This window comes from Ureibacillus sp. GCM10028918 (assembly GCF_042666115.1).
Taxonomy (GTDB): Bacteria; Bacillota; Bacilli; order Bacillales_A; family Planococcaceae; genus Ureibacillus.
In genome coordinates this window covers 229,084-255,078 of sequence record NZ_JBHTFK010000007.1, presented here as the reverse complement: position 1 = coordinate 255,078, position 25,995 = coordinate 229,084, and the positions used below count along the sequence as shown (strand labels likewise).

At 35.9% G+C, this 25,995-nt stretch carries 29 protein-coding genes and 1 pseudogene; 12 read left to right on the top strand and 18 right to left on the bottom strand.

Annotated elements, in window-relative coordinates:
• Window positions 1–108: 108 nt before the first annotated feature.
• Both ACFQU5_RS10435 and ACFQU5_RS10430 read left to right on the top strand, forming a co-directional pair.
• On the top strand, window positions 109–747 hold the full coding sequence (locus ACFQU5_RS10435) for a sulfite exporter TauE/SafE family protein (protein ID WP_390287478.1): 639 nt from the start codon (window positions 109–111) through the stop codon (window positions 745–747).
• A gap of 163 nt (window positions 748–910) precedes the next feature.
• Window positions 911–1,402, top strand: a complete 492-nt coding sequence (locus ACFQU5_RS10430; RefSeq protein WP_390287476.1) for a PaaI family thioesterase — start codon at window positions 911–913, stop codon at window positions 1,400–1,402.
• Between the two features lie 183 nt (window positions 1,403–1,585).
• On the opposite strand, the gene ACFQU5_RS10425 is transcribed toward ACFQU5_RS10430, so the two are convergent.
• Window positions 1,586–2,254: a hypothetical protein gene (locus ACFQU5_RS10425; protein ID WP_390287474.1), complete on the bottom strand. Its 669-nt coding sequence runs from the start codon at window positions 2,252–2,254 to the stop codon at window positions 1,586–1,588.
• A 97-nt stretch (window positions 2,255–2,351) separates the two neighbouring features.
• On the opposite strand from ACFQU5_RS10425, the gene ACFQU5_RS10420 reads away from it, so the two are divergent.
• From ACFQU5_RS10420 to ACFQU5_RS10400, 5 genes are all read left to right on the top strand, one after another.
• Window positions 2,352–3,221 (top strand): helix-turn-helix domain-containing protein, encoded by an 870-nt coding sequence (locus tag ACFQU5_RS10420; RefSeq protein WP_390287472.1) that lies wholly within the window; start codon window positions 2,352–2,354, stop codon window positions 3,219–3,221.
• Between the two features lie 289 nt (window positions 3,222–3,510).
• Complete coding sequence (locus ACFQU5_RS10415; protein WP_390287470.1) at window positions 3,511–3,681, top strand: hypothetical protein; 171 nt, start codon at window positions 3,511–3,513, stop codon at window positions 3,679–3,681.
• A 776-nt stretch (window positions 3,682–4,457) separates the two neighbouring features.
• On the top strand, window positions 4,458–4,937 hold the full coding sequence (locus ACFQU5_RS10410) for a sigma-70 family RNA polymerase sigma factor (RefSeq protein ID WP_390287468.1): 480 nt from the start codon (window positions 4,458–4,460) through the stop codon (window positions 4,935–4,937).
• The gene (locus ACFQU5_RS10405) at window positions 4,937–5,920 is read left to right on the top strand and encodes an anti-sigma factor (RefSeq protein ID WP_390287466.1); all 984 of its coding nucleotides are present in this window, start codon (window positions 4,937–4,939) and stop codon (window positions 5,918–5,920) included. The genes ACFQU5_RS10410 and ACFQU5_RS10405 overlap by 1 nt, the downstream gene beginning before the upstream one ends.
• Window positions 5,902–6,195 carry a hypothetical protein gene (locus ACFQU5_RS10400; RefSeq protein WP_390287464.1) on the top strand — a complete coding sequence of 98 codons (294 nt, stop codon included), beginning with the start codon at window positions 5,902–5,904 and terminating at the stop codon, window positions 6,193–6,195. The genes ACFQU5_RS10405 and ACFQU5_RS10400 overlap by 19 nt, the downstream gene beginning before the upstream one ends.
• Before the next feature lie 263 nt (window positions 6,196–6,458).
• Here the strand turns inward: ACFQU5_RS10400 and ACFQU5_RS10395 are convergent, their stop codons facing one another.
• Together ACFQU5_RS10395 and ACFQU5_RS10390 are read right to left on the bottom strand one after the other, a co-directional pair.
• Complete coding sequence (locus ACFQU5_RS10395) at window positions 6,459–6,632, bottom strand: hypothetical protein (protein WP_390287462.1); 174 nt, start codon at window positions 6,630–6,632, stop codon at window positions 6,459–6,461.
• 52 nt (window positions 6,633–6,684) lie between these two features.
• Complete coding sequence (locus tag ACFQU5_RS10390; RefSeq protein WP_390287460.1) at window positions 6,685–7,305, bottom strand: NAD(P)-dependent oxidoreductase; 621 nt, start codon at window positions 7,303–7,305, stop codon at window positions 6,685–6,687.
• A gap of 197 nt (window positions 7,306–7,502) precedes the next feature.
• Between ACFQU5_RS10390 and ACFQU5_RS10385 the strand changes: the two genes are divergently transcribed.
• Window positions 7,503–8,396 carry a DUF1259 domain-containing protein gene (locus ACFQU5_RS10385; protein ID WP_486395190.1) on the top strand — a complete coding sequence of 298 codons (894 nt, stop codon included), beginning with the start codon at window positions 7,503–7,505 and terminating at the stop codon, window positions 8,394–8,396.
• A 69-nt stretch (window positions 8,397–8,465) separates the two neighbouring features.
• Here the strand turns inward: ACFQU5_RS10385 and fosM are convergent, their stop codons facing one another.
• From fosM to ACFQU5_RS10330, 11 genes and pseudogenes are all read right to left on the bottom strand, one after another.
• Complete coding sequence (gene fosM / locus ACFQU5_RS10380; protein WP_390287456.1) at window positions 8,466–8,888, bottom strand: FosM family fosfomycin resistance protein; 423 nt, start codon at window positions 8,886–8,888, stop codon at window positions 8,466–8,468.
• 112 nt (window positions 8,889–9,000) lie between these two features.
• Window positions 9,001–10,104, bottom strand: coding sequence for a 5-methyltetrahydropteroyltriglutamate--homocysteine S-methyltransferase (locus tag ACFQU5_RS10375; RefSeq protein WP_390287454.1), 1,104 nt, complete (start codon window positions 10,102–10,104; stop codon window positions 9,001–9,003).
• 177 nt (window positions 10,105–10,281) lie between these two features.
• Window positions 10,282–11,571: a CitMHS family transporter gene (locus ACFQU5_RS10370; protein WP_390287452.1), complete on the bottom strand. Its 1,290-nt coding sequence runs from the start codon at window positions 11,569–11,571 to the stop codon at window positions 10,282–10,284.
• A 183-nt stretch (window positions 11,572–11,754) separates the two neighbouring features.
• Window positions 11,755–12,474 (bottom strand): response regulator, encoded by a 720-nt coding sequence (locus ACFQU5_RS10365; RefSeq protein WP_390287450.1) that lies wholly within the window; start codon window positions 12,472–12,474, stop codon window positions 11,755–11,757.
• A 25-nt stretch (window positions 12,475–12,499) separates the two neighbouring features.
• A complete protein-coding gene (locus tag ACFQU5_RS10360) occupies window positions 12,500–14,098 on the bottom strand; it encodes an ATP-binding protein (RefSeq protein ID WP_390287448.1) in 1,599 nt (532 codons plus the stop codon).
• Between the two features lie 455 nt (window positions 14,099–14,553).
• Entirely contained in the window at window positions 14,554–15,099 is a 546-nt protein-coding gene (locus ACFQU5_RS10355) for an SF0329 family protein (RefSeq protein WP_390287446.1), read from the bottom strand.
• A 125-nt stretch (window positions 15,100–15,224) separates the two neighbouring features.
• On the bottom strand, window positions 15,225–15,608 hold the full coding sequence (locus ACFQU5_RS10350) for a DUF5412 family protein (protein ID WP_390287444.1): 384 nt from the start codon (window positions 15,606–15,608) through the stop codon (window positions 15,225–15,227).
• Window positions 15,609–15,761: 153 nt separating this feature from the next.
• Complete coding sequence (locus ACFQU5_RS10345; RefSeq protein ID WP_390287442.1) at window positions 15,762–16,235, bottom strand: DinB family protein; 474 nt, start codon at window positions 16,233–16,235, stop codon at window positions 15,762–15,764.
• Between the two features lie 213 nt (window positions 16,236–16,448).
• Window positions 16,449–16,742 (bottom strand): hypothetical protein, encoded by a 294-nt coding sequence (locus tag ACFQU5_RS10340; protein WP_390287440.1) that lies wholly within the window; start codon window positions 16,740–16,742, stop codon window positions 16,449–16,451.
• Window positions 16,724–16,954, bottom strand: a pseudogene (locus ACFQU5_RS10335) (carbon starvation CstA family protein); the annotation flags it as partial. The pseudogene ACFQU5_RS10335 and the gene ACFQU5_RS10340, both read right to left, overlap by 19 nt.
• A 250-nt stretch (window positions 16,955–17,204) precedes the next feature.
• Window positions 17,205–18,053 (bottom strand): copper amine oxidase N-terminal domain-containing protein, encoded by an 849-nt coding sequence (locus ACFQU5_RS10330; protein ID WP_390287438.1) that lies wholly within the window; start codon window positions 18,051–18,053, stop codon window positions 17,205–17,207.
• A gap of 294 nt (window positions 18,054–18,347) precedes the next feature.
• Between ACFQU5_RS10330 and ACFQU5_RS10325 the strand changes: the two genes are divergently transcribed.
• Complete coding sequence (locus ACFQU5_RS10325; RefSeq protein WP_390287436.1) at window positions 18,348–18,989, top strand: glycosyltransferase; 642 nt, start codon at window positions 18,348–18,350, stop codon at window positions 18,987–18,989.
• A gap of 244 nt (window positions 18,990–19,233) precedes the next feature.
• Here ACFQU5_RS10325 and ACFQU5_RS10320 read toward each other — a convergent pair whose 3' ends face one another.
• Together ACFQU5_RS10320 and ACFQU5_RS10315 are read right to left on the bottom strand one after the other, a co-directional pair.
• Window positions 19,234–20,037 carry a class I SAM-dependent methyltransferase gene (locus ACFQU5_RS10320; protein WP_390287434.1) on the bottom strand — a complete coding sequence of 268 codons (804 nt, stop codon included), beginning with the start codon at window positions 20,035–20,037 and terminating at the stop codon, window positions 19,234–19,236.
• 176 nt (window positions 20,038–20,213) lie between these two features.
• On the bottom strand, window positions 20,214–20,798 hold the full coding sequence (locus ACFQU5_RS10315; protein ID WP_390287432.1) for a hypothetical protein: 585 nt from the start codon (window positions 20,796–20,798) through the stop codon (window positions 20,214–20,216).
• Window positions 20,799–21,102: 304 nt separating this feature from the next.
• Here ACFQU5_RS10315 and ACFQU5_RS10310 point away from each other — a divergent pair, with 304 nt between their 5' ends.
• Window positions 21,103–21,654 carry a TetR/AcrR family transcriptional regulator gene (locus tag ACFQU5_RS10310; protein ID WP_390287430.1) on the top strand — a complete coding sequence of 184 codons (552 nt, stop codon included), beginning with the start codon at window positions 21,103–21,105 and terminating at the stop codon, window positions 21,652–21,654.
• Window positions 21,655–21,657: 3 nt separating this feature from the next.
• Window positions 21,658–22,044 carry a DMT family transporter gene (locus ACFQU5_RS10305; protein WP_390287428.1) on the top strand — a complete coding sequence of 129 codons (387 nt, stop codon included), beginning with the start codon at window positions 21,658–21,660 and terminating at the stop codon, window positions 22,042–22,044.
• Window positions 22,045–22,248: 204 nt separating this feature from the next.
• Here ACFQU5_RS10305 and ACFQU5_RS10300 read toward each other — a convergent pair whose 3' ends face one another.
• Together ACFQU5_RS10300 and ACFQU5_RS10295 are read right to left on the bottom strand one after the other, a co-directional pair.
• Window positions 22,249–22,974: a metallophosphoesterase family protein gene (locus ACFQU5_RS10300; protein ID WP_390287426.1), complete on the bottom strand. Its 726-nt coding sequence runs from the start codon at window positions 22,972–22,974 to the stop codon at window positions 22,249–22,251.
• Between the two features lie 156 nt (window positions 22,975–23,130).
• On the bottom strand, window positions 23,131–23,865 hold the full coding sequence (locus ACFQU5_RS10295) for an SDR family NAD(P)-dependent oxidoreductase (RefSeq protein ID WP_390287424.1): 735 nt from the start codon (window positions 23,863–23,865) through the stop codon (window positions 23,131–23,133).
• Between the two features lie 519 nt (window positions 23,866–24,384).
• Between ACFQU5_RS10295 and ACFQU5_RS10290 the strand changes: the two genes are divergently transcribed.
• A complete protein-coding gene (locus ACFQU5_RS10290) occupies window positions 24,385–25,989 on the top strand; it encodes a spore germination protein (RefSeq protein WP_390287422.1) in 1,605 nt (534 codons plus the stop codon).
• Window positions 25,990–25,995 lie beyond the last annotated feature (6 nt).

The window sequence follows — 25,995 nt, the reverse complement described above, 5'->3', positions numbered from 1 at the left end:
GTTAATCCACTAAAATAAAAAACCGAAATTGAAGCTGATACCCATACTCTAATAAACGTCCAACTCATCTCTAGTAAAATCGTTGGAGCCACCATTACTAGTATCAAAATGCTAGTACAAATAATACATGGAACGGGCGTATCTTTATTATCCACAGTCCTTGTACTTGTATTAAAAAAGAAAATGCAACTTAAACAAATGCTCCCACTCATGCTCCTTGCTAGCCTCGGTGGAATAAGTGGTGCATTTCTCGCAACAAGATTGTCGGAACTGACGATGAATATCGTTGCATGTATTGTGCTAATCGCCATGTTTATTGTTATGTTAATAAGCAAGAAGACTGGATTAGTTAGTGAACAGCATGACACGGAACAACGTGACAAAGAACAACGATCTACTTTTTTAGCCCCATTTTTTATCGAAATTTATGATGGTGGCTTTGGGCCAGGATCCGCACTTTTGAATTTTACTTACTTTTTGAAAAAACAATTCAGTTATGTAAATGCTGCCGAAATGACTCGATTTATGATGTTTGGAAGTTGTATGAGTGCGTTTTTATTTTACTTCTTATATGGAATTGTGGATTGGGGCATTGCCATTCCAGTAACAGTTGGCTCAATCATTGGTTCTCATATTGGACTAAAACTCGTCCCTTATTTAAAAGGAAAATGGCTTCAGGTTTTACTTCCGATTATCTTTTTACTATTAATTGTTCAAGTTGTCACTACTGATCTATTATTTTCTTAATAACCAACCACAAGCCAATAAGGATTCTTCCATTGAAAGTAGATTCAGTATCTATTTGATAGGAAGAAAATAGTAAATTATACTTAAATCAATTAAATGTGAGAATGCTAGCATAGAAAATATAATATACATCTATTAAGTAGAATATTGAGGAGGAAAGAAAATGGAAGAGTTTGTAGTGGAAAAGGCAATTCAAGATGTTTATCCGGATGATTTTGCTTGGTGTTTTGGATGTGGACGATTGAATAAAGATGGTCATCACCTTCGAACTGGTTGGCAAGGCGACAAGACTGTAACCTTCTTTAAACCCCAATCAAAATACATGGGGATTCCAGGATTTTTGTATGGCGGCGCCATTGCCTCTTTAATGGATTGCCATGGAACCGGATCTGCCTCACTTGCTTTGCATCGCAAAAATGGGAACGAAATTGGTGCTGGGTCAGTACCACCACGCTTCGTAACCGCAAGCCTCAATGTAGAATTCCTGAAACCAACTCCACAAGAAGTTACCTTAAAAGCTGTGGGAACTGTGGAAGAAATTCATCCAAAAAGATGGAAGGTTGAGACCGAAGTTTATGCCGAGGATATTCTTTGTGCTCGAGGTACAGTTGATCTAGTCGTTATGCCTAGTACTTTTCAAAAAAAGAATGATTAACTCTTAACACACTTCTATACGTAACAAGTTAGCCTAATATGGGTTAACTTGTTTTGAGCTTTTTTACATAGTGGCATTCCTCAAGAAAAATGAAAACAGACACATTTCTTGTTAAAGAAATGCGCCAACATTTTGTTCGTACTTCATAGCATTAGACTCAGGCCTAACCCACTAATGGCTAATTTAGGTTCTTTTCGACCCTTCTCTTGTGTCCGACCAAACTACATATCCTAACCAAATTAAAGCTAATCCCATCGGTACCGCTAGTATCCGGTCAAGCGGATGTGGAATGATTGCAGCCGCGAGCGTCACTACCGCACCGAAGGAAAGCAATGCACCTGCCGAGCGTGGCATGACTCTTGCACGAAATATTGAAATACCTAGCAAGAGACCACCAAACATATAGAGCACCCCCGCTACCGGCGCTAATACTGTGAAAATCCCAAGATTCACCTCGCTTTTAAATCCACCAAAGAGTCCCAAAATACCCTCAACGAATTTAGGAGCATCATTTGTGAGTAGCGGCAAAACAAATGCTTCTATGAAACTAAAAGTGATTGAAGTTAACCAAAACAGACTAAAGATTACAAATCCAATTAGACCAAGCCAACCGGTTTCTTTCACTTGTTTCGTATATATTCCGATAATGCCCATCAGACTGAAAAGGGACATTACCATGGTCAAGCACGCAACCATTACCCATTTGCTTGAGTTGACCGATGTTATATTGTCTGCAGGATGAATGAACTGAATGAGGATGTAGAGAATCCCTGCCATTATTGCAAATAAACCCAAGTACCGGATAAGTCCCTTTCCCGTTACATTCCAATTATTTTCTACTTTTTTGTCCATATGTTAACCTCCTTCAAAAGTTAATCAAAACTTTCCAGCTTGCATATGTTAAAATAATTAGGAAATTTAAGGAAAATAACTGATATAAGGTGATAAGATGGAACATTATGAAGTCATAGAAAAGGCTTTACTTTACATTGATAATAATTTAGAGGAATCGCTGACATTGGATTCTGTTGCAAGTAGATTCAATCTTTCTAAATACTATTTTCATAGACTTTTTTCAGCAATGATGAGTTGTTCATTAAACCAATACATACTATCCAGAAGATTAAATGCGTCCTTAAAATTAATTCAAAACGAAAACCTATCCTTGACGGATATTGCGTATCAACTTAACTTCGGAACTCCATCGTCCTTTACCCGCGCATTTAAACGTCAATACGGCATTTCACCAAGCATGCTCAGGGAAAAAAATGAGGTGATACCTCTAACGCCAATTCCGTCAGTAGTAAAAAGATCGATAAAGAACATTAATGGTGATATTGTTGCCGATTTTACGCTTAAAGAATTCGAAACTGTTCGATTATGCGGCATTGCATTTGAAGTTGATCTAGCAACTGAAGATTATAAGGCGAAAATTCGCTCTCATTCCAAAAAGCTTTTAAACAATATAGATAAAGACATCACTGGCTCCTGCTATGTCGTCTATTCAAATTGTCAGCCGAATTCCACTCGGTTTAAAGTTTTATTTGGGATTCCATATGATATCCAGATTGAGAAACCGTATTACTTTACTGTGGATGTTCCACAAATCTTTTGTGCCAGATTCAAATACTTTGGTGATTTACTCGACATTGGAAATGTCCTTATTACTGACTTTGCTAGGTTTTTAAAAATTTCAAAACAGGAATCGGAGAATTCTGATATTGAACTTATTCAAGCTTTCGAGGATATTCACAATCTTGATTCTGCTTATCACATATACGTACCTATCAAAAAACAGCCCATTGACTTAGATTGTTAATATCCCTTTTGCCTTTTATCCACCTCCAATCATACGTAATATTCTTTACTGGTAAAGACAGAATAACATCGGAGTTCTAAACAGACTTTCCAAATCTTGCTGTAATTTGTTTTACAAATTTAAAGGCGTATTCTGCCAGGCAAGAAGACGCCATTTTCTCATTACCATATAATTCTAATTATTTTCGCAATTATTAATTTTTTTTATGGTAACAAGTACCTGAATTTTAAAGTTCTTTTTAGCCAAAATATTAATGCAATGAAAAAAATTTAAAAAGAAGGTGATGTAGATGAAGGCAAACATGAATAAAATTTTACCGATTTTTGCTTCAGTTGGAGTAGGCATTGCAACTTATCAGATGTTAATTGGAAACGGCGGAAAATCGAAGAATATGATGCCACTTGTCTCTAATATGATGGGAATGGGGTCTGGCACGCAAGGACAAAATCAACAACAGTAAAGATATGGGTTTCTATTTAAAGTATTTCCTTCTAATTTAGAAATAACCTCTTTATGTTAAAGATTTTTATTTTGTACAAGCATTTATATTTAAACTAAAGTTGCGAGTTAGTTCCCTCATGAAATGTCAAAAAACAACCAGGACCATACAATTTAAACTATTTACAGTGGGAGAATATTTGTTTTCCCACTGCTATTATATTCTATTAACCCTTTACGTCATTTGTGTAAGTTTGAAACACCAAATAGTTAGTATAGTGAAAACAACCCAAACAGCAGCAAGCCTCTGTTGTGCAAAATTGGCTAGGCTATATTCATGAGAAAAGATGCTCCCCCTAATTACAGAAAGCGCCGATAATTGAAAATCTAGTTACAAGATTCTTCTCCTTCATTTTCTGAATCATAATGACCTTTTTTAGTTTTATTTAAAACGACTAAGTTCAGAGTTGTCCCAATGCCAAAAAGGCAAAGGAACGAATAGTATTTACGAAACGAATCTCAAAAACTCTCCCAAAACCCCTACCGCGGCCGTCAAGATAATGATAAGAACTGCTTCCAATATGCCAAGAACACTTGAAAATCTCCCCATGCGCTTTTAAAATTAGAAATATTTTACAATAACTCAATAATATTTGAAATAGGACTGTTAAACTTTACTAAAGTTATGAAATGAATCACCATTCCCTAGTGATTCATTTCATAATAATTGTAAATAATTTTATTTTTTCGCAACTTTTTCTACCCCATATCCGTGGTTAGAGTGAAAGGTGGGAAGTAATGGATCTCGAACAAGTATATTCACTATACTTCAATGACCTATATCACTATCTATATTCTCTCTCCAGAAATCATACAAAAACCGAAGATCTACTTCAGGAAACCTTTACAAAAGCACACATTGCCTTGCTGACCAATGACATCGAGGAAATAAAACCGTGGCTTTTTAAGGTGGGCTATTATACATTCATAGATCACGTTAGAAAAGATAAACGATATGTCATGACCAATGAATTTTTTGAAATTGATTTAAAAACACCAGAGAATATCGCGCTTGAAAACGATGCATACATAGAACTATTAAGCTATTTGGATAAGCTGAAACCGATAGAAAAACAGGCAATTTTACTGTGTGATGTGCATGATTGTACAAATTTGCAAGCCGCAAATATTCTGAATATCAAGCTAAATACTTTGAAGAGTCACTTAGCGCGAGGTAGAAAAAGACTAAGAGAAATGTTGGCAGAGGAGGATAACTAATGGATTCTTATGAAAAATTAATACATAAAGCGAGAAATGAAGGTGTTTCTCATCCAGCTGATGGAACTAAAAAAGTGAAAAGGGCCATCAACACATCCAAATGGAAGATCATTCTTTCAACTATAACGGTCATTCTGCTAATTGTTCCAACTTGCTATATGTTGACCTTCGCGTATTATGCTTTTGGAACAAAATCGACTACATTAATGGATGTCTCGAGTATGACGCTTTATATTACTGAACCAAACACGACGCTGGAAGAGATGGAATTTGATATGGACTTTTCCCTCTTTTCTATGAACTTATCATTTCAACAATATAAACAAATTGGTGATGAGTTTTATCCAGCAAAACATTACGATCTAGATTTTGTCCTTAATGATTTGGTGAAAAGAGAGGAAGACTCTAAATTAGAGAAGATTTATCCGAGTTACCCAACCCAAACGAATCAATGGATAGCCCATCCTAAACAAATGATTGAATTCGATAACGCGAAGGAATGGCGTGTATTAGCAGGATTGCCAGAGGAAACGGTTGTCGAGGCATATATTTCTCTGGACAATCTCTATCAAGTGGAAGAAGTAGAAAATGAAATGGAAAACGTGGATGTCACTTGGGCAGCAATCTATACCGGTATGGAGGAAACGATGCTTAGTGCGGATGGTGATGTCGTTTCTCCCATCGGATATCCGGTACAACCTGATGAAACCTATTGGTCCCCTTTCCGAGAGTCTGCTTCACATGAGGAAACTTTCCTCGATATGCTAAAGGGACTTCAACCATATGAAAGGATTGCAGAAGAAGTCTCAGCTCATAAAAATCTTGAATTGAAAGAACGTATAGAGTATATCGAGAAAAATGGTTTTGAAACGTATGGTGTCGTGGTGACAGGGCCAAAAAGTGAAGTTGTATCACTTAGAGAATTGGATATGGTTCGCTATATGAAAGTAGGAGAGGTGAAATTATGGAATTGGGCACGATAAAAAACACGATTTTACAAGCTTGCGGATGGCTAAGTGTCGTGATGGGGCTTATTTCCTTAGCACTCATTAATCTCTCTGTGCTATCTGGCTATGATGGGGGTTTAGCAAATTCATACTCTTCCTGGATATTGCTTGCAGTGGTATTTGGAATTATCTCATCCTTAAACAAAAAAAGCAGGTCCCTCGGTCTGTGGGGATTGGGGTTAAGTATCTATTTAGGATTGTTTGTAGCAGTTATCTTCGTCTTAGGATGGACGATTGTACCCTTTCCTTAAGATTCAGGAGTATGAAAAACATGAAGTGCATCTTCGTTTTTCATGCTTCTTTTATGTCATCTACCTCAATCTTAGAAGATGGTATAAAACACAGCTTCTGCGTTTATTCCATTACGAATACCAAATATTTCAATCATTAGAACCCCTCATTTCTTCCATCCAATTAAGCATAAAACTTCATTAAATACGGAGCATGCCAAAAGTAAAAGAAGACGCATATCTTTTAAGGAAATGCTCCGAATCTTAGAATTAGTATATCGTGTTTATTTACAGGAAACAGTCCAATTGATTGCCATTATATCTTGTTCAACTTCAGGAGTCTTGTCGCCTTTTTCGCAACTATTTTTCGCATTTTCAAGAGATTGATAATTCGTTACAACAAGTATTATAAACAAGGAAACAGAAATCATAAGGAACTTACCCTTATTTATCTTCATTAGGCAAACCTCCTCTTCCCTACTGCATTCTTTCACTGTAGTAAGTGAGTTATTAGTAAGCAATCCCTACACGCATTTTTAAGTAATCGCCACTTTTTATTTGGCTGTAAGCAAATTCTGCCGTATCTGGAACTGAAATTTGAGTGCCACCCTCTGGCAAAAAATTGCCTTCTGTTCGGTAGTTCGCTAACCTTTCTCCATCCGGCAGATAAGTAGGACAGACAATTGTCCATTCGAGGTTTGATTGTTTTAGCATCTCGTAGGCTTTGTGATGCTCTTCGGCTGCACGGGTTAACTTGCGCTTTGATTCACTCGACTGATAACGCAATAGGTCAGGCGTAATTCTACTTTGTAGGATCCCTGCAGTTCCGATTGTAATAATTCGTTGTATCCCTTCATTTTCCATGGCCTCTATAATCAGTGGCATACTTTCAGTTAGCGTGTTTGCCCCATCTGTACCCAGCGCACTAATTACAACATCAATTCCTTGCATTGCTCGTACGATATCTTCTTTATTTAATACATTTCCACTAATAATCGTTAAATTTTCGTGATGGTATTGGATTTTCTCTGGAGAACGGACCAAAGCCGTAATCTGTTGACTGTCACGCAGGGCATAAGTAACGATATGACTTCCAACTCGTCCAGTTCCACCTAAGATTAATATATTCAAGAACGAACACTCCTTTTACGTTCTAACATTACAATGTAACAGATAATATTTTGATTTTTTGATGACGCTTTTATTACTTTAATTATACCATTTCATAATTCCTTTAAAGAATCACTTCGCCCCATCACAAAATAATTTATTGAATATCATAGAGTGAATGATAGAAAACAAAGGGGTAATGTTGTCGAATGCACAATATGAATATGAATATGAATATGAATTCAATGAATCATCATGATGCAAAACAACCTAGTGAACTTTGCCAGAAGTTTGCTAAAATTTTGGACGCCACTCCTGCTGTGATAAATGGGGTTTGTACTGCTACACGTTCACGCACGAATATTCGTCCAACTGTATTAGGTCGTCCAGCAGAATCGTTTATGTTTGTGCCGCAAGCATGGTCATTTGAAAGTATGGACTCTCAGGGTAGAGCGTTATGTCTTGGTGAGACGGTAGTTCTTGAGGAAGAGGCTAACCCGTATATTTCACGATTAAGAGAACTGGGAATTATCGTAACGGCATTTCATAATCACTGGATATTCGAGAAACCTAGACTTATGTATATTCATTATCAATCAATTGATGAACCGCTGGAATTTGCTCGAAAGGTTCGAAAAGCAAATAAAGTACTAAATCAAAGCATAGTAGGTTCAAGTCGCCCGAGTACAAATCATAATGGCAATGCGATGGAGCTATGTGGTGAATTCAACCAAATCCTTGGCGGCATGGAAACGTTTGAAGATGGAGTTTGTATGGTAATGGATTCCAGGCTAAATATCCAAACAACCATCATGAATCGAAGAAGCCGATCCTTCCTTACCCTCCCTCAAATGTTTAACTTTGAATCACTAGCACCTGACGGAACGGCACTTTGCAGTGGAGAAACTGTCATTCTTCAAGGAGAAATCAATCCATTCATTAGTCAACTTCGCAAAAATAACATATTGGTAACAGGGTTCCATAATCACTGGTTGTTTGAAGACCCTAGATTGATGTACATTCATTTCGTGAAAATTGATCAACCAATAAGTTTTGCAAAAGATGTTAAAGAAGCTCTAAAAGTATTGACGAATAAAGTGGTAAGACCTTAATTTTTTTTCCTTTATCTCCTATAAAAAATAAAAGCGCTTAATCTTGCCTCGATTAAGCGCCATTATTCGTTAATCAAAAAATTCCATGTGTATTTTTTCTTGTTTGTAGTAATTCAACCGATCCTGTAATGTACCAGTATGAAATTCGAATTTATGGCCATCTGGATCTGTAAAATAGATGGATTTTTTATCTCTTTCAACTCTGGGACGTCCGGATAAGATGTTTACATTCAGTTTTTCTAGCTTCTCATACATTTCATCAAACTCTTCTTCTTCAATCGAAAAAGCGATATGTGTATAAGATTGCTTGATTTCATTCCGCGGTATATCTTCCTCTACATTCAGTGCAAGCCACATGCCACTTAAATCAAAATAGGCCGTCGTTCTTCCTTTCACTAACAATTTCGCTTCAAATACTTTTTTATAAAACTCTATCGAAACTTCTAAATTTGAAACTGAAAATAAAAAATGATTGATCCCTTTAATCGACATACTACCGCCTCCGGTTTGCTACCGTTCTATGCACTTTTCCATAAACCATTAAAAAAACGCAATTTCATCTCTGAAATTGCGTCTCTTGTTAAATTGACAAGTTCCTTAAAGCTTATCCCCAAATCTCTTTCGAAATATCCACAATATACTTTAGCTTCGCCCATTGCTCTTCTTCAGTCAAGATATTGCCGTGATGAGTAGAAGCAAATCCACATTGCGGACTGATGCATAATTGCTCTAATGGCACATATTTTGTTGCTTCTTCAATACGTGCTTTAATGTTTTCTTTATCTTCTAGTTCCCCATGCTTCGATGTGAATACTCCTAGTACCACTTGCGCTCCACCATTCGGGATATGTTCCAGTGGTCCGAAGTCACCTGAACGATCATCATCATACTCCAAGAAGAAGCCGTCCACTTTTTCTTTTGCGAATAATGTTGGGGCAATTTTAGCATAACTGCCTTCAAACGCCCATTTAGAGCGATAGTTTCCACGGCAAAGGTGAGTCGTAACAATTAAATCTTCCGGTTTATCTTCCAGTACGCCATTGGCAACACGAAGAGCTAAGTCTATTAATTGTTCACGAGAATAGCCGCTATCATTAAATGGAATATCTGGTGCATTCAGACCGGCAATATAAACATCATCCAGCTGCAAATAACGGCAACCTGCATCATAGAATGCCTTGATCACATCACGGTATGTTTGGATGACATCATTTGTATATTCTTCAATGTCCGGATAGATTTCTAGATTACGAATACCTGCGTTAAATAATTGGTTTGGACTTGGAATTGTTTGTTTGGCTACAGCACGGTCCCCGACAATTTCTTTAAATTCGATAAACTCTTTAATATGTGGGTGCTCTGGGTTAAACGATACTTTGCCGATTACTCGTACATTGTATCTTTCCGTTTCCTCCCCTTTAAATGCATAGCCTTTTTCTGGAACGTATCCCTCTACCCCATTTAGGTGTTCAAGGAAATCTGTATGCCAGAATCTACGACGAAACTCTCCGTCAGTTACAGCTTGAAGTCCTACTTCAATTTGCTTATCAACAACTTTTTTAATTTCTTCTGTCTCAATTGCATATAGTTCATGTCTCGTAATATCTCCTGCTTGAAAAGCCTTTCTTGCCTGATGAATGCTCTCTGGTCGTAATAAACTTCCTACATGATCCGCTCTAAATGGTGCTTTAATAAGTGTTTTTGTCATAATTTTTCTCCCCTTTTCCTTTTTTAAAAGCCTGTGTTCTTGATGTAAGATTAGTGTAGCATAGGGAAATCAATATAACGTAACACATAAAAACTATTTCTCGCTATAGCTTTTAACTATAGCTGAACAATTAGATAAAAAAAAACGGATCTTTTACGACCCGTTTTAAAAACTAAACTAGATTACACCTAACACTAAAGCAGCAATCGTCATAACAGTTACTGTCCCGAAAGCCCATTTTATGGCAAACCGTTGTAGTTCACCAAATTCAGTGCCAACCAACCCGATCATTAAATGTGCAGCCGCTACTAGTGGACTAAAAACGTGTACAGGCTGTCCTACTAAAGCTGCTCGACCTATTTCTGCTGCACTAATCCCATAAGCTTCAGCGGTTTGCGCCAGAATTGGAAGTACGCCAAAGTAAAAAGCATTATTAGACATAAAGAACGTAAATGGCGCACTTAAGAAAGCAACGATTATTGATAAATATGGCCCTAATACAGGCGGAATAATTGCTACTAGAGTTTCTGCCATCGCATTAATCATTTCTGTTCCAGTCATTATACCAGAGAAGATTCCAGCCGCAACAACTATCGAAACTACTGCTAAAGCATTTCTGGAATGTGAAAGCAATCGTTCTTGCTGCAGTTTTAAATCTGGATAATTCACTAGTAATGCAATTCCCAATGCAACCATAAATAAAAGACCGAGGTTCATAAAGTCCAAGATTAAGCAGACCATTAAGGTAACCGTTAAAGCTAAGTTAAACCATACTAATTTCGGTCGTTTGTAATCTAATGTACCTGTTAAACTATCATCTAATTTTGTTTTTTCAGAGTCATCAAGCTTAATTACACCAATACGTTTACGTTCCATCTTACCTAATAAGAAAGCCGCAACAATCACCCAGACAAGCCCAAATCCCATAATTGGAATCATGGGAATAAATACTTCAGAAGAATCTAAACCGAGAGAAGCCATGGCCATCGCAGAAGCTCCACCCCAAGGCGTCATGTTCATGACCCCCATAGAAAGCATCGCCGTTGTAGCTAACACTAGGCGATTCATTCCTAATCTTTTATATAACGGCAATAATGAAGATACCGTAATTATATATGTAGTTGTTCCATCCCCATCAAGAGCAACCATCATCGATAACACAGCTGTACCCACAACAATCTTAAGTGGATCGCCCTTTACGATCTGCAGAATTTTCTTAATTAACGGATCAAATAAGCCGGTATCAATCATAATTCCAAAGTAGATAATTGCGAATAAAATCATAATGGCTGTCATTGCCACATTTTCTACGCCAGCTTCCATCATAGGACCTAATTCTGTGAAAAACCCTCCTATAATAGCGAAAATAATCGGTACAATCATGATGGCTACTAATGCTGACATACGTTTCGCCATTATTAAATACATGAATACGGCTACCATAGCAAACCCTAAAAATGATAACATGCATACCCCTCCATTTGTTGACATCCCAAGATGTTCATTTTGAAAACGCTTTAAACCCTATTTTTGAAATATTATCACTTTTTCAACAAATTGAGGGATTATTGATTGTATTATGCATTTTTTTTATTATCATCATTTTTTTCATATTTTTCACAACAAAAAACAGCAAGTATGAGTACTAACTCATCTATTGCTGTTTTGATTTATAGGCTTATACTTTCTTTCAGGTCTTCCTACATTCCCATAGCCATTTTCTACTTCCATATCATCCAAGGATACGAGGTATTCTAAATAACGTCGCATCGTTGAATAACTTAAGCCCACTTTTCGGCTTAATTCATCCGCACTTATACTAGTTTCCAAAACTTGAATATGATCTCTTACCAATTTTAAAGTATGCTTATCAATACCCTTTGGGTAGAGAGCTTTTTGTTTCACTTGCTCGTGGCCAACCTTTTGAGTGGATTGAAACAATTGGTCCACATGCTCTTGATTCATCACATCGTTTTTGTGCAACTTCTCCCGAACAATTTTAAATTTATTTAAAGTCTCAATTAGTTTATCAATAATAATTGGCTTGATTAGATATCCATAAGCTCCGCCACGAATAGCCGCACTTACAGTTTCGGTATCATTAGCTGCTGTAATCATAATAACATCAACCTCATGATGTTTTTTGCGAATTTCCCGCAGCAGCTCGATTCCATGCATATCCGGTAAAAACACATCCAATAAAATTAAATCCGGTTGAATCATATCTAATATTTGCAACGTTTGAGTGCCCGAACTTGCAGTAGCAATTACATTGAATCCCTCTAATTGACTCGTAAAGTGCTTGTATATATTTACAGCATCCAAATCATCCTCGACAATGATTACATTAATCGTTGAATCATTTATCATTCTTGTTTTGCCTCCTCTTCTCTTCTTATTGAACTAAATTCTCTTGAGGAATCACAATCGTAAACCTTGCTCCTCCAAGCTCACTTTTATCAATATAAATTTGTCCATTTAAGATTTCCAATGAATTCTTTACAATTGCCAAACCTAAACCGTGATTATCCCCTTTTTTTGAAGTAAATCCTGTTTGAAAGATGCGTTCTTCTAATTCAGGAGGAATCCCTTCGCCATTATCTTCAATATCAAAAACGATATCCTTCCCTAAATCTGTAAATGATACTTTTACTTGAGAGTTTTGTCCACTATGGAATCTTGCTGCTTCCATTGCATTTTCAATTACATTTCCAATCAGTGGTACAAAATGATTCGATTTCACCTCATCGAATACACAATCCAGTCTACTTTCTGTATCAATGGTTAGCTGTACATGCAGTTCCTTCGCGCGATTCACTTTTCCTAGTAAGCAAGCAGCAATTAAAGGATCTTTCACGGATGTAATTAAAAATGTAATAATATCCTGTCGTTCGCTAACTTCACTCGAAACAATTTTTAAGGCGCGATCATATTCCCTCAGCATTAATAAGCCGTAAATTGTATTCAACTTATTTAAGAACTCATGGTTTTGAGCACGCATATTCTCTGTAAATTCACTAATCTTCGAAAATTCATTTGTCAGCTGCTTTATTTCTGAAAGTGGACGAATCGTCAAAACTATTCCTTTCATTTCATCATTCTCCGAAATCAATGATGCATCCAACACATAAAGATCTTTACCAATTAACAGCTTTTTGTTCGTTAGAGACCGTTTTGATTCAATGGCTTCATCCACGTAATCGTTCAATCTCCCCTCCGTAATGACAGAATCAATCATTAACGACTCACTGTAAAATAATTCCCTTGCCCGTTTATTAATCGATGTAATTTTTTTCTTCGTATTCACTGTAATGATTGCTTCAGGAATCGACTCCAGTGTTGCCTCTCTTTCTGTGAACATAAAGGAGATTTCCTCTGGCTCTAAACCAAATGTCAGTTTTTTTACGCGTCGTGCAATCAAAATAGCGCCGCTTACTCCGATTATCAATGGAATAATAGCTAAAAGAAATAGTTTATGCTGGTAATATTCTATTTGGTTTTCAACATTGTTAATTAAGAATCCAACCGAAGAGACACCAATGATATCCCCTTGTTTATTAAAAATAGGTGTCTTTGCTTTAATGGCTGGTCCTGAGATTCCATCTCCGCTATAGATAATAGGTTCTCCCTTTTGGAAAACAGGCTCATTACTTGTTTTTGTTGGCTTTCCAATATTTTCAGGATTAGGATGGGAGTAACGAATACTCTGTAGATTGGCAATCGTAACATAATCGGCATTTGTCGTTTGACGAATTTGCTCTGCAATCCCTTGAATGACAAAAGAGGGATCTTCATCATCGAAAGCATTTATAATATCCTCATTTTGCGCAGCAAGCTCGGCTACAATCAAGGCCTGCTCCCCCGTATACTTTTTAACAAGATTATCGATCATAAAAGAAAAGAGCACACCCACTAACATGGTGCTAATAAGAATCACCACAGTAATCAGTAGAGTGATCTGTTTTAATAAATTCATTTTAAAATACTTTCTCATGTTAATCAGTTCCTTCACACCCTTATAAAGTTAGACAGTTTTTATTATATAGTTTCATCTTGATTTTAAATATATAAAGACCAACTTTCTTAAAAAGGGTTTTCTACTGTTGGAATTGAAATTCCACCACATAATATGGATAACATTCCCTATTGCATTAAAATAATCAATCCAATAATAAAAAAATCACTTTAACTCATAAAGAGCTAAGTGATTTCATCTGTTAGAATCCACATCTTTGTTGAATAAACGTTCTACAATTAATAATCCTATGCATCCAACAAAAATGAAAATCGACACAACAACTTTCGGAACGTCATCTCCCCAATGATCATAGATGCTGAAAAGTTGGAACAGTGCCAAAAGAATAAGAGCGTATTTGATTGGTATCAAGAAATTTTTCCTTATTTTGTTCACCTATCCTTATATTTGCAGTAATCTTTTTCCAGTATAATTTACTTATTATGTAAATGAAGGATATGTATACTTTCTGCCTCACAGCGTAATTCATAAAAATATCGAACTAATTCATGTTCATCCAAAATGGAATCTTTCATATTTCGCAGTGTTCTCTTTCCTACACGACGGTCCAATAAACTAAGTATTTTAATAAGACTATCTGAAGACTCCAAGGATTCTTTAATAGGTGAATTGAAAAATCGTTCTAGTGCCGTAAAGAAATCATATTGCGCATAGATACCTTCTTTTTCCAATTGTTGGTGAGCTTGTTTTTGTATCTCTCTATTGAATTCAACATTGTCGAATTCAACATTATTGAGACTTCTTCTTATCTCGCTTTCTCTATAATACTCTTCTCTTTCAGCAGTAATTGTACACATACTTAGTTTTTCAACTTTATCAACGGTAATTACCGCTCTTCCTAACTGATCATGTGCGTTTCGATAGTTAATAACTTGAAAATCAATCCTTGTCTGCAAAGGTGCACAGATAAAGCTCTTTAAACGTTTCTTTGCCTTACTCCATTTTGGTTCATACAACAACTAGCCGCCTCCTCACTTTTATTAACTGACAAATTAGTAATGGGAAATTTTTAGCGTCGATTCTCTATAAAGAATGAATAGTTACTATTGCTACTTTGTTTTAAATTGGCACTCAACAAAAAATCTTAATATCTTCCCCTGTTGTCTTCCCAACTGGGGTCTCTTTTCCAATGATAAGTATCCTTGAAAATATTTAATCTGTGATCAATTATTTCAATTGTTTCGTTATCTAACCATCTTATATTTACTGTACTTTCATCATAATTCCAATAAATCGTTTTTGTTTCATTGCCAAAATCAACTTCCACCCTTATTGCAGCTCTTACTGTAGCCCCACCTTCATCTATTAAAAAGGCTCTAGCAATAAAATCATTATTGGGTGACGGATGCTCTGATAAAAATTCACCTACAGATAATTCATCTAACTCAACAACGAGAAAATCGTAAATAGCATATATCGGGATCCCGGTAATAAATATTACAGCCAATATAATAGCCCATTTCTTCACTCGCTGATTCCCTTCTTTCACAAGCCCTTATTCTACAGTAACTAGTAATTTGACGAAGGATATTGGTGAATGTTTCCTTAGTAAATGGAATTCTTCTTCCATACTAGGATTTCATTTTTTATCTTCCAAAATCTTATCCAGCTATTATCTCTCTTACTCAAACAATTGGACGTTTGGCTCCCGTTTTAACACATGAACGATCATTGAGTGCAATTGCCCACGGTGATGAAACAGATGAGCTTGCGTATCCAACAGCCATTCGTATCGGGAATGAGCCACCCCAAAAAACGAAGTGGTTTCCCTTAACACTTCCTCTTCCTTCAATGATGCTATGCCTTCTTTTAAATAAGAGTAGTTTTGAACAAGAGCCTCAGTAATTGCCATTTTATTCATTTCAGGTTCAGCATCTGTATAAAAAAGATCAAGTTCCTCCTCAGATGCGCCAGCTCCTATCAGAATATCAGCTTTACATAGAACTGCCATGTGTGAGAGGAGCTCACCAATTGACCATTTTTCCTCAGTCGGTTTACTTCTCAGATTTTCTTCGCTAAGTGTATCTATTAACTTAATAATAGAATCAACAGCCAAATCCATCTGTTTCATAACACCCTTGCAGTAGACGTTCATATCTCATTTCCCCTTTTAACCAATATTCGCAGGATATTACCTTATTCAATAAAAATATGTAGTTCTCCTTCTCAAACCCTCCTCCTTGCTGATCACGTAAGTCCGTACGTACTCTTGATTCAAATAGTTATAAAAAGAACTATATTTACATTGAAAACAAACCGACCCCGGATACAATCATATCTGGGGTCGGTTTACTTTTTACATATAATGTTAAGTTGTCTTAATCGTTTTAAGTTGATCAAATCGTGGATCTTTCCATAGATGTATCCAGTTTTTAATGGCAAAGATAACAACAATAAATCCTAATACAAGCATAATGACAGAAAGTACACCGTTTAGCACACTAAAGCATGCTGAAGTTGAATTCCAGTATTGGTTTTTAATCATCCAGAAAGCAGCTACGTTCACCGTTACATATAAATAACTAAGTGGAACTAAACATGTTAATGCATACCAGCGTTTATCGGCAACTTTCAATACAAATGAACAGCAAAAGTTCCCCATGCATTGTGCTCTAGTGCGTGTAACACAACCATCGATAAACCAGCCATTGTAATGGTAATAATGAAAAGCATTGCTAAACCCGTACAAAATCCTGCTACAGGTCCTAACTCTTCTCTAGCAACCTCTGATAAAGATTTCCCCTTTTTCTTCATCGAAGCAAATAATATAACTGCATCATGGACAGCACCGCCGATTACTGCCCCAATTAATAATCAAAGTAAACTTAATCTCTTATATGTAAAGAAAACTAACTTTTATAATTAAATTCCAAATTAATATATTCTATCATCTCAATAAGATTAATTGAGCTGAAAACTGTTATATAACATACATTCATTTATTAATCTTCCAAATACTTCCAAATAAATAAAGCAAGTAGAATTGTCCAAACTCTCTACTCGCCTTTTTAAAATATTTAATTAATTATCTTGAACTTCTAAACGGAACGTTACTAAGTCCAATCTACACAACTGTATTACTGATAATTTTTATGAACCCGTTATTAGACGCAGTATTTACTAAATCATTAATAGATTGCAACCCAGTCTCTGTAAATAAATACCATTGATTTACAGTAGCATCATGAATTAGAACCTTTGGGTATCCTGCCAAAGCTTCAACAGGAAAAGCTTCAACTAAAGTATAAATATCGTAACTTTTCATGCTTTTGCCTTCTGTATTCATAAAATCATATTGTCCAACTTTAGTATAAGATCCTGGCTGGTCGATGTTAAAGTGCCATGAATAATAAGCTGGAGCATCGACCTTTTTGCCTCTATTTTCTATAAAAGTGTCATAGATTGCTTGATTGTATGCATTCCCTTTGATTTGTTGTACGATACCGCCCATAGTCATACGGTATTCATGTTGGATGCTATTAACTTCTTTACCATCTATAACTAATGGCTTTGTATCAACCGTTACCGTTAAATCTTTGTAATTCACATAACAGTCGAATGTTTCTGCAATAAAACGAATTGGAACAAAAGTTCTTCCGTTCTTTATATACGGTTTTACATCAAGCAGCTCTGTGTTACCATTTTTTATTACTGTATCGCTATTTTGTTTTAATGTTACCTGCATATCGTTTTTAGTAAGAGTAACTTCTGAATTCGACCAATGAACTTTTGCTCCCAAATTTTCACTGATAACACGCAAAGGTACCATCGTTCGATTGTTTCGAATTTCGGGATTCACATCGGATGAAATCACAACACCGTCAACCTTGATTTGAATACTTGCTGCATAAGTGGGGATAGAGGTAAATATTAGTATAGATACGAAGAAAACTAATGAGAACACCTTTTTCATCTTTTAACAACTCCTTTATTAAGTAAAACGTAATTACATTTTTATATTAAAGACTCCATATTAACTCTACCATAACTATTAATTTTTATAGAGATTCTTCCTCCTTTAAATAGTGTTCCATGCAAAAAGCAGAGATTAATATTATAGAAAAGCGCCTTTTCGCTTTGAATAGTTATTCGATTTGCATTAATAACCCAATCAATTTAATGAGAATTTTACGTATTTCAGGAATAAAAGAGAATAATATCTCAATAATAAAAAGGTGTATTTCCTAACTTAGGAAGGAGTAGTTTAATGAAGAAATTATTGCTGACGGGACTTATTTTGTTTTTCCCTATAAATATGAAGGTTGAAACATCTAGTGTCTACGCTTCGCCGCAGATACCGTCTATTAATCAAGCTGAGGTAAAGTTCGAAAATGACTTCAGAAGACTTTGGATTGATCATGTATTGTGGACAAGTAATTATATTACAAGTGCCACAACAGCAGAAGCGGAAAATCAAAAACAGGTACTGGATAGGTTGCTTAAAAATCAGGAAGATATCGGGAATGCAATAAAGCCTTTATACGGGAAGAAAGCCGGCAACAATCTTACCAATTTGCTGAAGGAACATATTGTCATAGCAGGACAAATCGTTGATGCAGCTAAAAACGGAGATGAAGCCTTGGTGAATCGGCTAAACAAAGAATGGTATGAAAATGCTGATCAATTAGCTGCTTTCCTTAGCGGCGCCAACCCCAATTTTAAAAATGAAGATCTGAAGAATTTGCTCCATCTGCATCTGGAGTTAGTAGCAAATGACTTATCTGCTAGCTTGGATAAAGATTGGGAAGCCAGAATTGCTTCAATTGACGAAAGCGTTACACATATCATCTTGATGGCAGATACTATATCTGAGGGAGTTGTAAAGCAGTTTCCGGATAAATTTAAATAATCGACTTAAGAAACTCCAGCATTCTGTTGGAGTTTCTTTAATTTTAGGGGCATTAGCTTACGTTATACAAATGGTTTAAGATAATACCACTCGTAGGTTGCAGGATTCCAATCGGACTCATAAAGGATGCACTTATAAGTAAAATATCGTTTTCATTAATTCTGCAATGTTAATTTTGTGTCATTTTGATAATTTGATTATATTCCTCTTGCCATTGAGAGTTCTTTTCCTTTCATCAGGAAGCCTACTTTTTCTTACCAATGTATAGCAAATGACTAGAGATTCCCAGAATATATGGATCTGTTGCTTTGTCGATTATAAGTTTAACCAGCTGATCCTCTTCCCCCTTATCTCTCCAGTAATCCCAACTGCCTTTATTTAAAATGGCACCTACATTCGAACCTAATAATTCAAGACTTTCAAAGCCTTGTGATTCCATGAAAGGCTTGATGTCTTCGATATTAAAATAGTAAGCACCCGTGAAACGCCCTCTATCTGAATGGTTGAAACAACCAGTCTCGGAGAATAGATTAATTGCATCCATATTATCGTTAGGCCGCCAATTCTCGGGGTTTAAAAGCGATGTAAAAATATGCCTTACTCTTGGCATGAACGCCACAAATATTAATCCCCCCTTTTTTGTTACTCTTTTTAATTCATTAACAGCTTTTCCCCGATCAATTTCATCTTGTAGATGGTACATTGGACCAAGCATTAGGGAGGCATCAAATTGTTCAGCCTCTAACATATTAAGCTCTCTTGCGTCGGCTACCAAGAAATCTTTAAATTGTTTATCTAAGTTAAGTTCGCTTGCTTTGCTTTTTGCTATATCAACCAATCTTGGTGTCAAATCAGCCAATGTTACATTGTAGCCTTCTTTTGCTAGCTCCATCGAGTATTTTCCTGGACCTGCTCCATTATCTAAAACTTTTCCAGATGGAGGTAGATATTTTTTTATATAGTGCCAATTCACTTTATATTCAATTGGTTCTCTATCGAGTCTTCCCCATTCATCGAATTGATTATAATAGCTGATTATTTCATTCATAATTTCCTCCCCTTGAATCTAAATTTATATCTAATTCGATTGTAAACACGCAATTACCTTTTTTTACCTAAAAAAAACTATTAGTTTTGTCTCTTAAATGAAAAATGAGCGCCTATTCTTTTTCAAGAATCGCGCCCAAATATTAAAGTTGTTATTCAATTGAAGCTCCTATAAGTTTAACTTATACAACTCTGTAATTTGGGAACCAAATCTTTGTGATTGGTGTGAATATCTATAATAGAAAGCACTGTAGAATAAGAATTGAACTCTGTATTGGCTAATAGGCATTCATCGTAAATTAAGCTAATCTTCAACTGTTTCTTAGGTTCTATTTGATTTGTCTTTAACGAATTAGTTAATTCAATATAGATATTATGCCCTGGATCATCAATCGACCTTTCCACAGAAAAACTTCCTGCATAACTACTCCACCACACTCGGAAACCTATGTAAATTTCCTTATACGTTTTTAAGCTATCTGAACTTGGGATGAATAGCTTCTCGTAAAATAGATTAGTTTCATCATTGAATATTATTAAATCCATAACATTACTGCCGTCTTTAGATATTCTAATTGATACCTCTTCCCATAATTCTTTGAAATTTAATTCAAAGTTCTCAGTGAACATGACCAATTCCGATAAATATGGGAATTTAAATGGTTCTTCCCCTTGTTTTTGATTAAGATAAATATTCTGCAAATAAATTAAAAAATTTAGTGTATAGGGTGTATCTGTTCGCATTATTAATGGATTTTTCATTTACTCACTCTCCTTTTACAACATTTAATCTTTTAATTAACTAAGTGTTCGTAAACGTGTAATCGTTCACTTTCTCTATTATATTATATATAATGAAGTACCTAAAAAGTCATATAGCACTTCCGCAAATGCAGTAACTTCTCACCTTTCCCATTCGGTTTTATACAGAATACTGCCACTATTGTTTAATTAAATAGCTGTAAATATTAGAAAGCTAGACTCTTCGAATGATAAAGTTCCTCCATTGACAATAAAACCGTCCAGACGGTACAGTTATTGTATAGCTAAGTTTCGGAGGAATTATATGTCAGTTTCTAACCCTGAAGAAAAGAAAAGAAGACTATTATCTGCTGCTTCCATCATTGTTAAGGAAGAAGGCGTTTCGAACCTTACTTTAGAAGCAGTTGCCAAAAAAGCGGGCGTTAGTAAAGGAGGTTTATTGTATCACTACTCAAGCAAAGAAGTGTTAATTAAAGCAATGGTTCAAGAGTGGAGCTCTAATTACTTTAAGAGCATCGAGACTTTTGTTAAAAGTGAAACCAATTCTATTGGAAAGTGGAGTAATGCCTATATTAACGCTACCCTTCTTGATTTAAATAACGATAAGCAATTAACTTCTGCCCTAATGGCGGCAATGTATACGAATCCGAGTTTATTAGAGGAATACAAGAATGAATATGGCATATTACTTGAGAAATTCATGAATGATGGAATCGATCCTATCAAAATTACGATTGTACGATTAGCGATTGATGGTTTGTGGTTCTCGGAAATATTTGATTTGGCACCACTAGATGCAACCCTTAAACATGATGTTATTCATGAATTAAATCGGATGATTAAGGAGGAAGAATAGCTTATGGCGTATCTATATTTAGCACTGGCAATAATAGGAGAACTTATTGGAACTTCCCTTCTCAAAGCATCCGAAGGGTTTTCAAAGCTCTACCCGACCATTGGTTTAGTAATGGCTTTTGTGGGTTCATTTTTCTTTTTATCTTTGGCGATAAAGTCAATTCCATTAAATACAGCCTATGCCCTTTGGTCGGGAATAGGCCTTGTTGCCACAACAATTATTTCCGTTCTAATTTGGAAAGAAAAAATTAACATTGCCAGTGTTATAGGCATTTCATTAATTCTTATAGGCGTTGTGATATTAAACCTTTACGGACCAGGTCATGGCGAAGCAAGCAGTAATGAGAAAACAAGTGAATCCTCAACTGCACTAAGTAACGAAACCGAATAAACGATGATTGACCAAAGTTTTTACAATGGGGGGCAAAATTCAAGAATAACATTTTTCTCAATTAGAAGAATGTTTTTTGAAGGAATGAGATTACTAAAAAAAGCCTCCCCTTTTAAAGGAAAGCACACGAATGCACTTGATCAAGATAGTTTTTTTACTTATAAATAGGAATTTTAATAATCTTAGTGGAGTATCGAGAGCGTTTTATATTCTACCTGTTTGCAGTGCGTTTACCCAATCGATTCTACCGTTTTTTTCGCTTTGTTTGATAGCTGCATCTCGATTATAAGGAATAAGTATTTGTTCTATGAACCATTCATTTTCCTTCTTTGTTACAATTGTATAATTTGCATAAGGAGAACCAGACTCCATTTTATGATAAATCGGAAGTTCATCTTCATAAGCTGGCAGTCCAACACTACCGGGATTAATAACAATTTTATGATTAGGTAAATATACAACTCTAGGGATGTGAGTATGTGCGCAAAAAATAATATTCTGCGAAACTCCCTTAACTAATTCCATAATATCTTCAGTCTTCTTAAGCATAGAACCATTCGGGCTCATTTCCTCTAAAAAATACCCATCATCACTAATGGGCGTACCGTGACAAAAATAGAAATCTTCCGTTTCCAAAGAAAAGGGCAACTTCGAAATCCATTCCTTATGCTCTCCTTCCAGTAAATCTTGAACATATTGTACTGTTGGATTATCTGTATTGAGATCTAATAAAATTCTATCGCAATTGCCTCTAATATTTCGAATGTTGTCATGTACTAATAATTTATAAGTTTCTATAGGAAATAGTGGTCCATAGAGGCTATCACCTAGATTATAGATTTCCTTTATTCCTCGACTTCTAATATCTAATAGTACTGCTTGTAAAGCATCTATGTTTCCATGAATGTCAGAAATCACAGCAATCTTCACGAATAATAGCCCTCCTTATATCGATTGGGATTTCTTTTTATTTTGAGAAATGAATACCTATTAACTACTATTAACTGGCTTTTTGAATGAGCTATATCACAACTTAAATATTGAGTTAATATCCAGCTAATGTTAGCCGTTGAAAAAATACTCAAACTATCTTAAATACCCCCCATTATTTATATCGAAAGTCGCCCCTGTGTAATGCTTTGATTTATCAGATAGTAAGAAGATAACCGTATCAGCAACATCCTCAGGCATTACAGGTGTATCGATGAGTTGATGATTCAAGTATTCCTCTTTTCTCCAATCTGGTATTGCATTCATCATCGGAGTGTTAACCATCGTAGGAGCAACAGCATTAACTCTGATGTAAGGTGAAAAATTCATGGCACTGCTTTTAGTTAAACCCAGTATGGCAGCTTTTGAACTCCCATATATTGCATCTGAACTGCCTTCAATACCCGACACAGAAGACATATTCACGATTACTCCCTTACGTTGGCTCTGAAGTAGCTTCTTCCCGAACATTTGTGAGAAATAAATAAATCCTTTAACATTTATATCTAAGACTCTATCAATTTCCTCTGCTTCATAATCCAGGATATTCTTCGCCAAATAAATCCCTGCATTATTAACTAAACTATCTACATCCGAATGCGCTGTTTCAACATATCCAAAAAATTTGACCACTTCTTCATACTTACAGACATCTAACTGATATGTATGCAAAACTTGATGGTCATCCATAGACCGTTTTAACTCATTCAAGGCGTTTTCATTAATATCACATGCAATTACCGAAGCCCCTTCATGTAAACATTGTTTAACAATTTCTTTGCCAATTCCAGAAGCTGCACCTGTTATTATGACTTTTCTATTTTTAAGCACTTCTATACTCCTTTCTCATTTTCTTTATTTCTCTAGTTACTATATATTTTTTGAGCATTCCCCCGCCCTTCTATTCATCCCGCAACCCGGTATGAAAGCAGGAGGTGCAGAATATTTATGCCAAACCTCTATTTTCCACCCTCTTTCATTCCATGATACGGAACTCCAATAAAAAAATCCATAATTTTCAAGTTCTGATTAATATTGATAGACAATGAATGCTTCAATTAATTTTCTCTTTGCGTATTTGCCCCTCAAAATCCTGAACAAAAAGCCACTTATAAGAATAAAACACATTTTAAAACACAAAATATAAATATTAGCAACTAACCCAAGGAAATGCTAAAAGATCCCGAAAAATAGATATTACATGTAAGAATGCTAGTTTGGCTAACAAATGAATTTAAGCCTGCTTAAAACAATCGAAACTGCTTAACCACCTATTAATCAAAAAAAAAATATTTAATTAATTTTAAAAATCCACCGATTAAATTGCGACGGAAGAAGTGATATTACTTAATGGTAGGAAGATTTTTTCATCGTAAATCAAATAACAGCTCTCAAGAAACATTTAAGGATGAACAGGCTATCCAAAACCAACAACAAGAGAAGGAAATGCTCTTACCTTCTTTTGAAGACAACATTTCTAAAGTGAAAAAGACGTTAGGCAACAGCGCCGATCTTATCATACGAGTTATACACATCGGACCAGAAAATAGCGTAAATATTGGAGTGCTCTATACAGATGGAATGGTTAACACAACGGCACTTCAAGATTTACTTGATTCCTTGATTAACAAATTGAAACCAAATGATATCAATTCACTCGACAAAACCAGCATCGTAACTGCCATACAAAAAAATGCAGTTACCGTCGGCGAAGTAGAAGAATTAAAAGACTTTGATAAGCTGATTACCAATATCCTTTCTGGTCATGCAGCATTATTGATTCAAGATGAACCCCAAGCTATTACAGTTAGTATTCCTGGGCACGAGAAGCGTGGTGTAGAAGAACCACAGTCTGCTACCCTTATTAAAGGACCCCGTGATGGCTTTACAGAAACACTTGGCACGAATACTTCGTTATTAAGACGGCGAATTCGGAGTTCAAATTTTTGGCTAGAATCCAAGGAAATTGGCGAGATTACCAAAACAAGGGTAATGATTGCTTATATCAAAGGGATTGCAAATGAAGATGTAGTCAGAGAGGTACATGAACGCCTAGATAAAATTAATATAGACGCCATTTTAGAAACTAGTTATGTAGAAGAGCTCATACAAGATGAAGGCTACACCCCTTTCCCTACGATTTTCAGTACAGAAAGACCAGATGCTGTCGCGGGGAAGCTATTAGAAGGACGTGTAGCAATCCTAGTGGATGGTTCACCATTTGTGATTGTCGTACCAAGCTTGATGGTTGAATTTTTCCAAGCTAGTGAGGATTACTACCAACGAGCGGATGTCGCTACTCTATTACGTTTATTACGTTTTTTTTGCTTTTTCATTGCCTTATTAGCCCCTTCTATTTATATTGCGGTGTTAACGCATCATCAAGAGATGTTACCAACGACATTGTTGATTAGTATCGCAGCTCAACGAGAGGGAATTCCTTTTCCTGCTTTTTTTGAAGCTTTATTAATGGAAATAACATTTGAAATTTTAAGAGAGGCTGGCGTTCGTATGCCTAGGGCAGTTGGTCAAGCGATGAGTATTGTCGGTGCATTAGTATTAGGGCAATCAGCGGTTCAAGCTGGAATTGTGTCAAACGCAATGGTGATTGTTGTGTCGATTACCGCAATCGCTAACTTTTGCTTCCCGGCAATTAATTTAGCCACATCAGTACGCATCATTCGATTCGGTATGATGTGCTTAGCGGCAGTATTCGGCATTTTTGGTATTATGTTTGGGATTATCCTACTCTGTATACATTTATGCACGCTAAGGTCATTTGGGGTACCTTACACAACACCAGCTGCTCCCTTTATTTTACAGGATCAAAAAGATGTAATTATCCGATTGCCGTTATGGTCCATGTTTTCTCGACCGCGATTGATTAGCCAGAATAATAACATCCGAGAGCAAGTCAATCACCCCTCAAAACCAGAAAGCAGAACAAGAAAGTAGTGAAAT

Bases quoted from the DNA above. Each gene is read 5' to 3' on its own strand.
- ACFQU5_RS10420 (WP_390287472.1), top strand. From the start codon at position 2,352: ATGGAACATTATGAAGTCATAGAAAAGGCTTTACTTTACATTGATAAT.
- ACFQU5_RS10315 (WP_390287432.1), bottom strand. From the start codon at position 20,798: ATGAAAAATCCATTAATAATGCGAACAGATACACCCTATACACTAAAT.
- ACFQU5_RS10395 (WP_390287462.1), bottom strand. From the start codon at position 6,632: ATGAAGATAAATAAGGGTAAGTTCCTTATGATTTCTGTTTCCTTGTTT.
- ACFQU5_RS10340 (WP_390287440.1), bottom strand. From the start codon at position 16,742: ATGGGGAACTTTTGCTGTTCATTTGTATTGAAAGTTGCCGATAAACGC.
- ACFQU5_RS10400 (WP_390287464.1), top strand. From the start codon at position 5,902: ATGGAATTGGGCACGATAAAAAACACGATTTTACAAGCTTGCGGATGG.
- ACFQU5_RS10310 (WP_390287430.1), top strand. From the start codon at position 21,103: ATGTCAGTTTCTAACCCTGAAGAAAAGAAAAGAAGACTATTATCTGCT.
- ACFQU5_RS10415 (WP_390287470.1), top strand. From the start codon at position 3,511: ATGAAGGCAAACATGAATAAAATTTTACCGATTTTTGCTTCAGTTGGA.
- ACFQU5_RS10320 (WP_390287434.1), bottom strand. From the start codon at position 20,037: ATGAATGAAATAATCAGCTATTATAATCAATTCGATGAATGGGGAAGA.
- ACFQU5_RS10435 (WP_390287478.1), top strand. From the start codon at position 109: ATGCTAGTACAAATAATACATGGAACGGGCGTATCTTTATTATCCACA.
- ACFQU5_RS10360 (WP_390287448.1), bottom strand. From the start codon at position 14,098: ATGAGAAAGTATTTTAAAATGAATTTATTAAAACAGATCACTCTACTG.
- ACFQU5_RS10305 (WP_390287428.1), top strand. From the start codon at position 21,658: ATGGCGTATCTATATTTAGCACTGGCAATAATAGGAGAACTTATTGGA.
- ACFQU5_RS10410 (WP_390287468.1), top strand. From the start codon at position 4,458: ATGGATCTCGAACAAGTATATTCACTATACTTCAATGACCTATATCAC.
- ACFQU5_RS10425 (WP_390287474.1), bottom strand. From the start codon at position 2,254: ATGGACAAAAAAGTAGAAAATAATTGGAATGTAACGGGAAAGGGACTT.
- ACFQU5_RS10290 (WP_390287422.1), top strand. From the start codon at position 24,385: ATGGTAGGAAGATTTTTTCATCGTAAATCAAATAACAGCTCTCAAGAA.
- ACFQU5_RS10375 (WP_390287454.1), bottom strand. From the start codon at position 10,104: ATGACAAAAACACTTATTAAAGCACCATTTAGAGCGGATCATGTAGGA.
- ACFQU5_RS10430 (WP_390287476.1), top strand. From the start codon at position 911: ATGGAAGAGTTTGTAGTGGAAAAGGCAATTCAAGATGTTTATCCGGAT.
- ACFQU5_RS10385 (WP_486395190.1), top strand. From the start codon at position 7,503: ATGAATATGAATATGAATATGAATTCAATGAATCATCATGATGCAAAA.
- fosM (WP_390287456.1), bottom strand. From the start codon at position 8,888: ATGTCGATTAAAGGGATCAATCATTTTTTATTTTCAGTTTCAAATTTA.
- ACFQU5_RS10330 (WP_390287438.1), bottom strand. From the start codon at position 18,053: ATGAAAAAGGTGTTCTCATTAGTTTTCTTCGTATCTATACTAATATTT.
- ACFQU5_RS10345 (WP_390287442.1), bottom strand. From the start codon at position 16,235: ATGAACGTCTACTGCAAGGGTGTTATGAAACAGATGGATTTGGCTGTT.
- ACFQU5_RS10365 (WP_390287450.1), bottom strand. From the start codon at position 12,474: ATGATAAATGATTCAACGATTAATGTAATCATTGTCGAGGATGATTTG.
- ACFQU5_RS10405 (WP_390287466.1), top strand. From the start codon at position 4,937: ATGGATTCTTATGAAAAATTAATACATAAAGCGAGAAATGAAGGTGTT.
- ACFQU5_RS10325 (WP_390287436.1), top strand. From the start codon at position 18,348: ATGAAGAAATTATTGCTGACGGGACTTATTTTGTTTTTCCCTATAAAT.
- ACFQU5_RS10370 (WP_390287452.1), bottom strand. From the start codon at position 11,571: ATGTTATCATTTTTAGGGTTTGCTATGGTAGCCGTATTCATGTATTTA.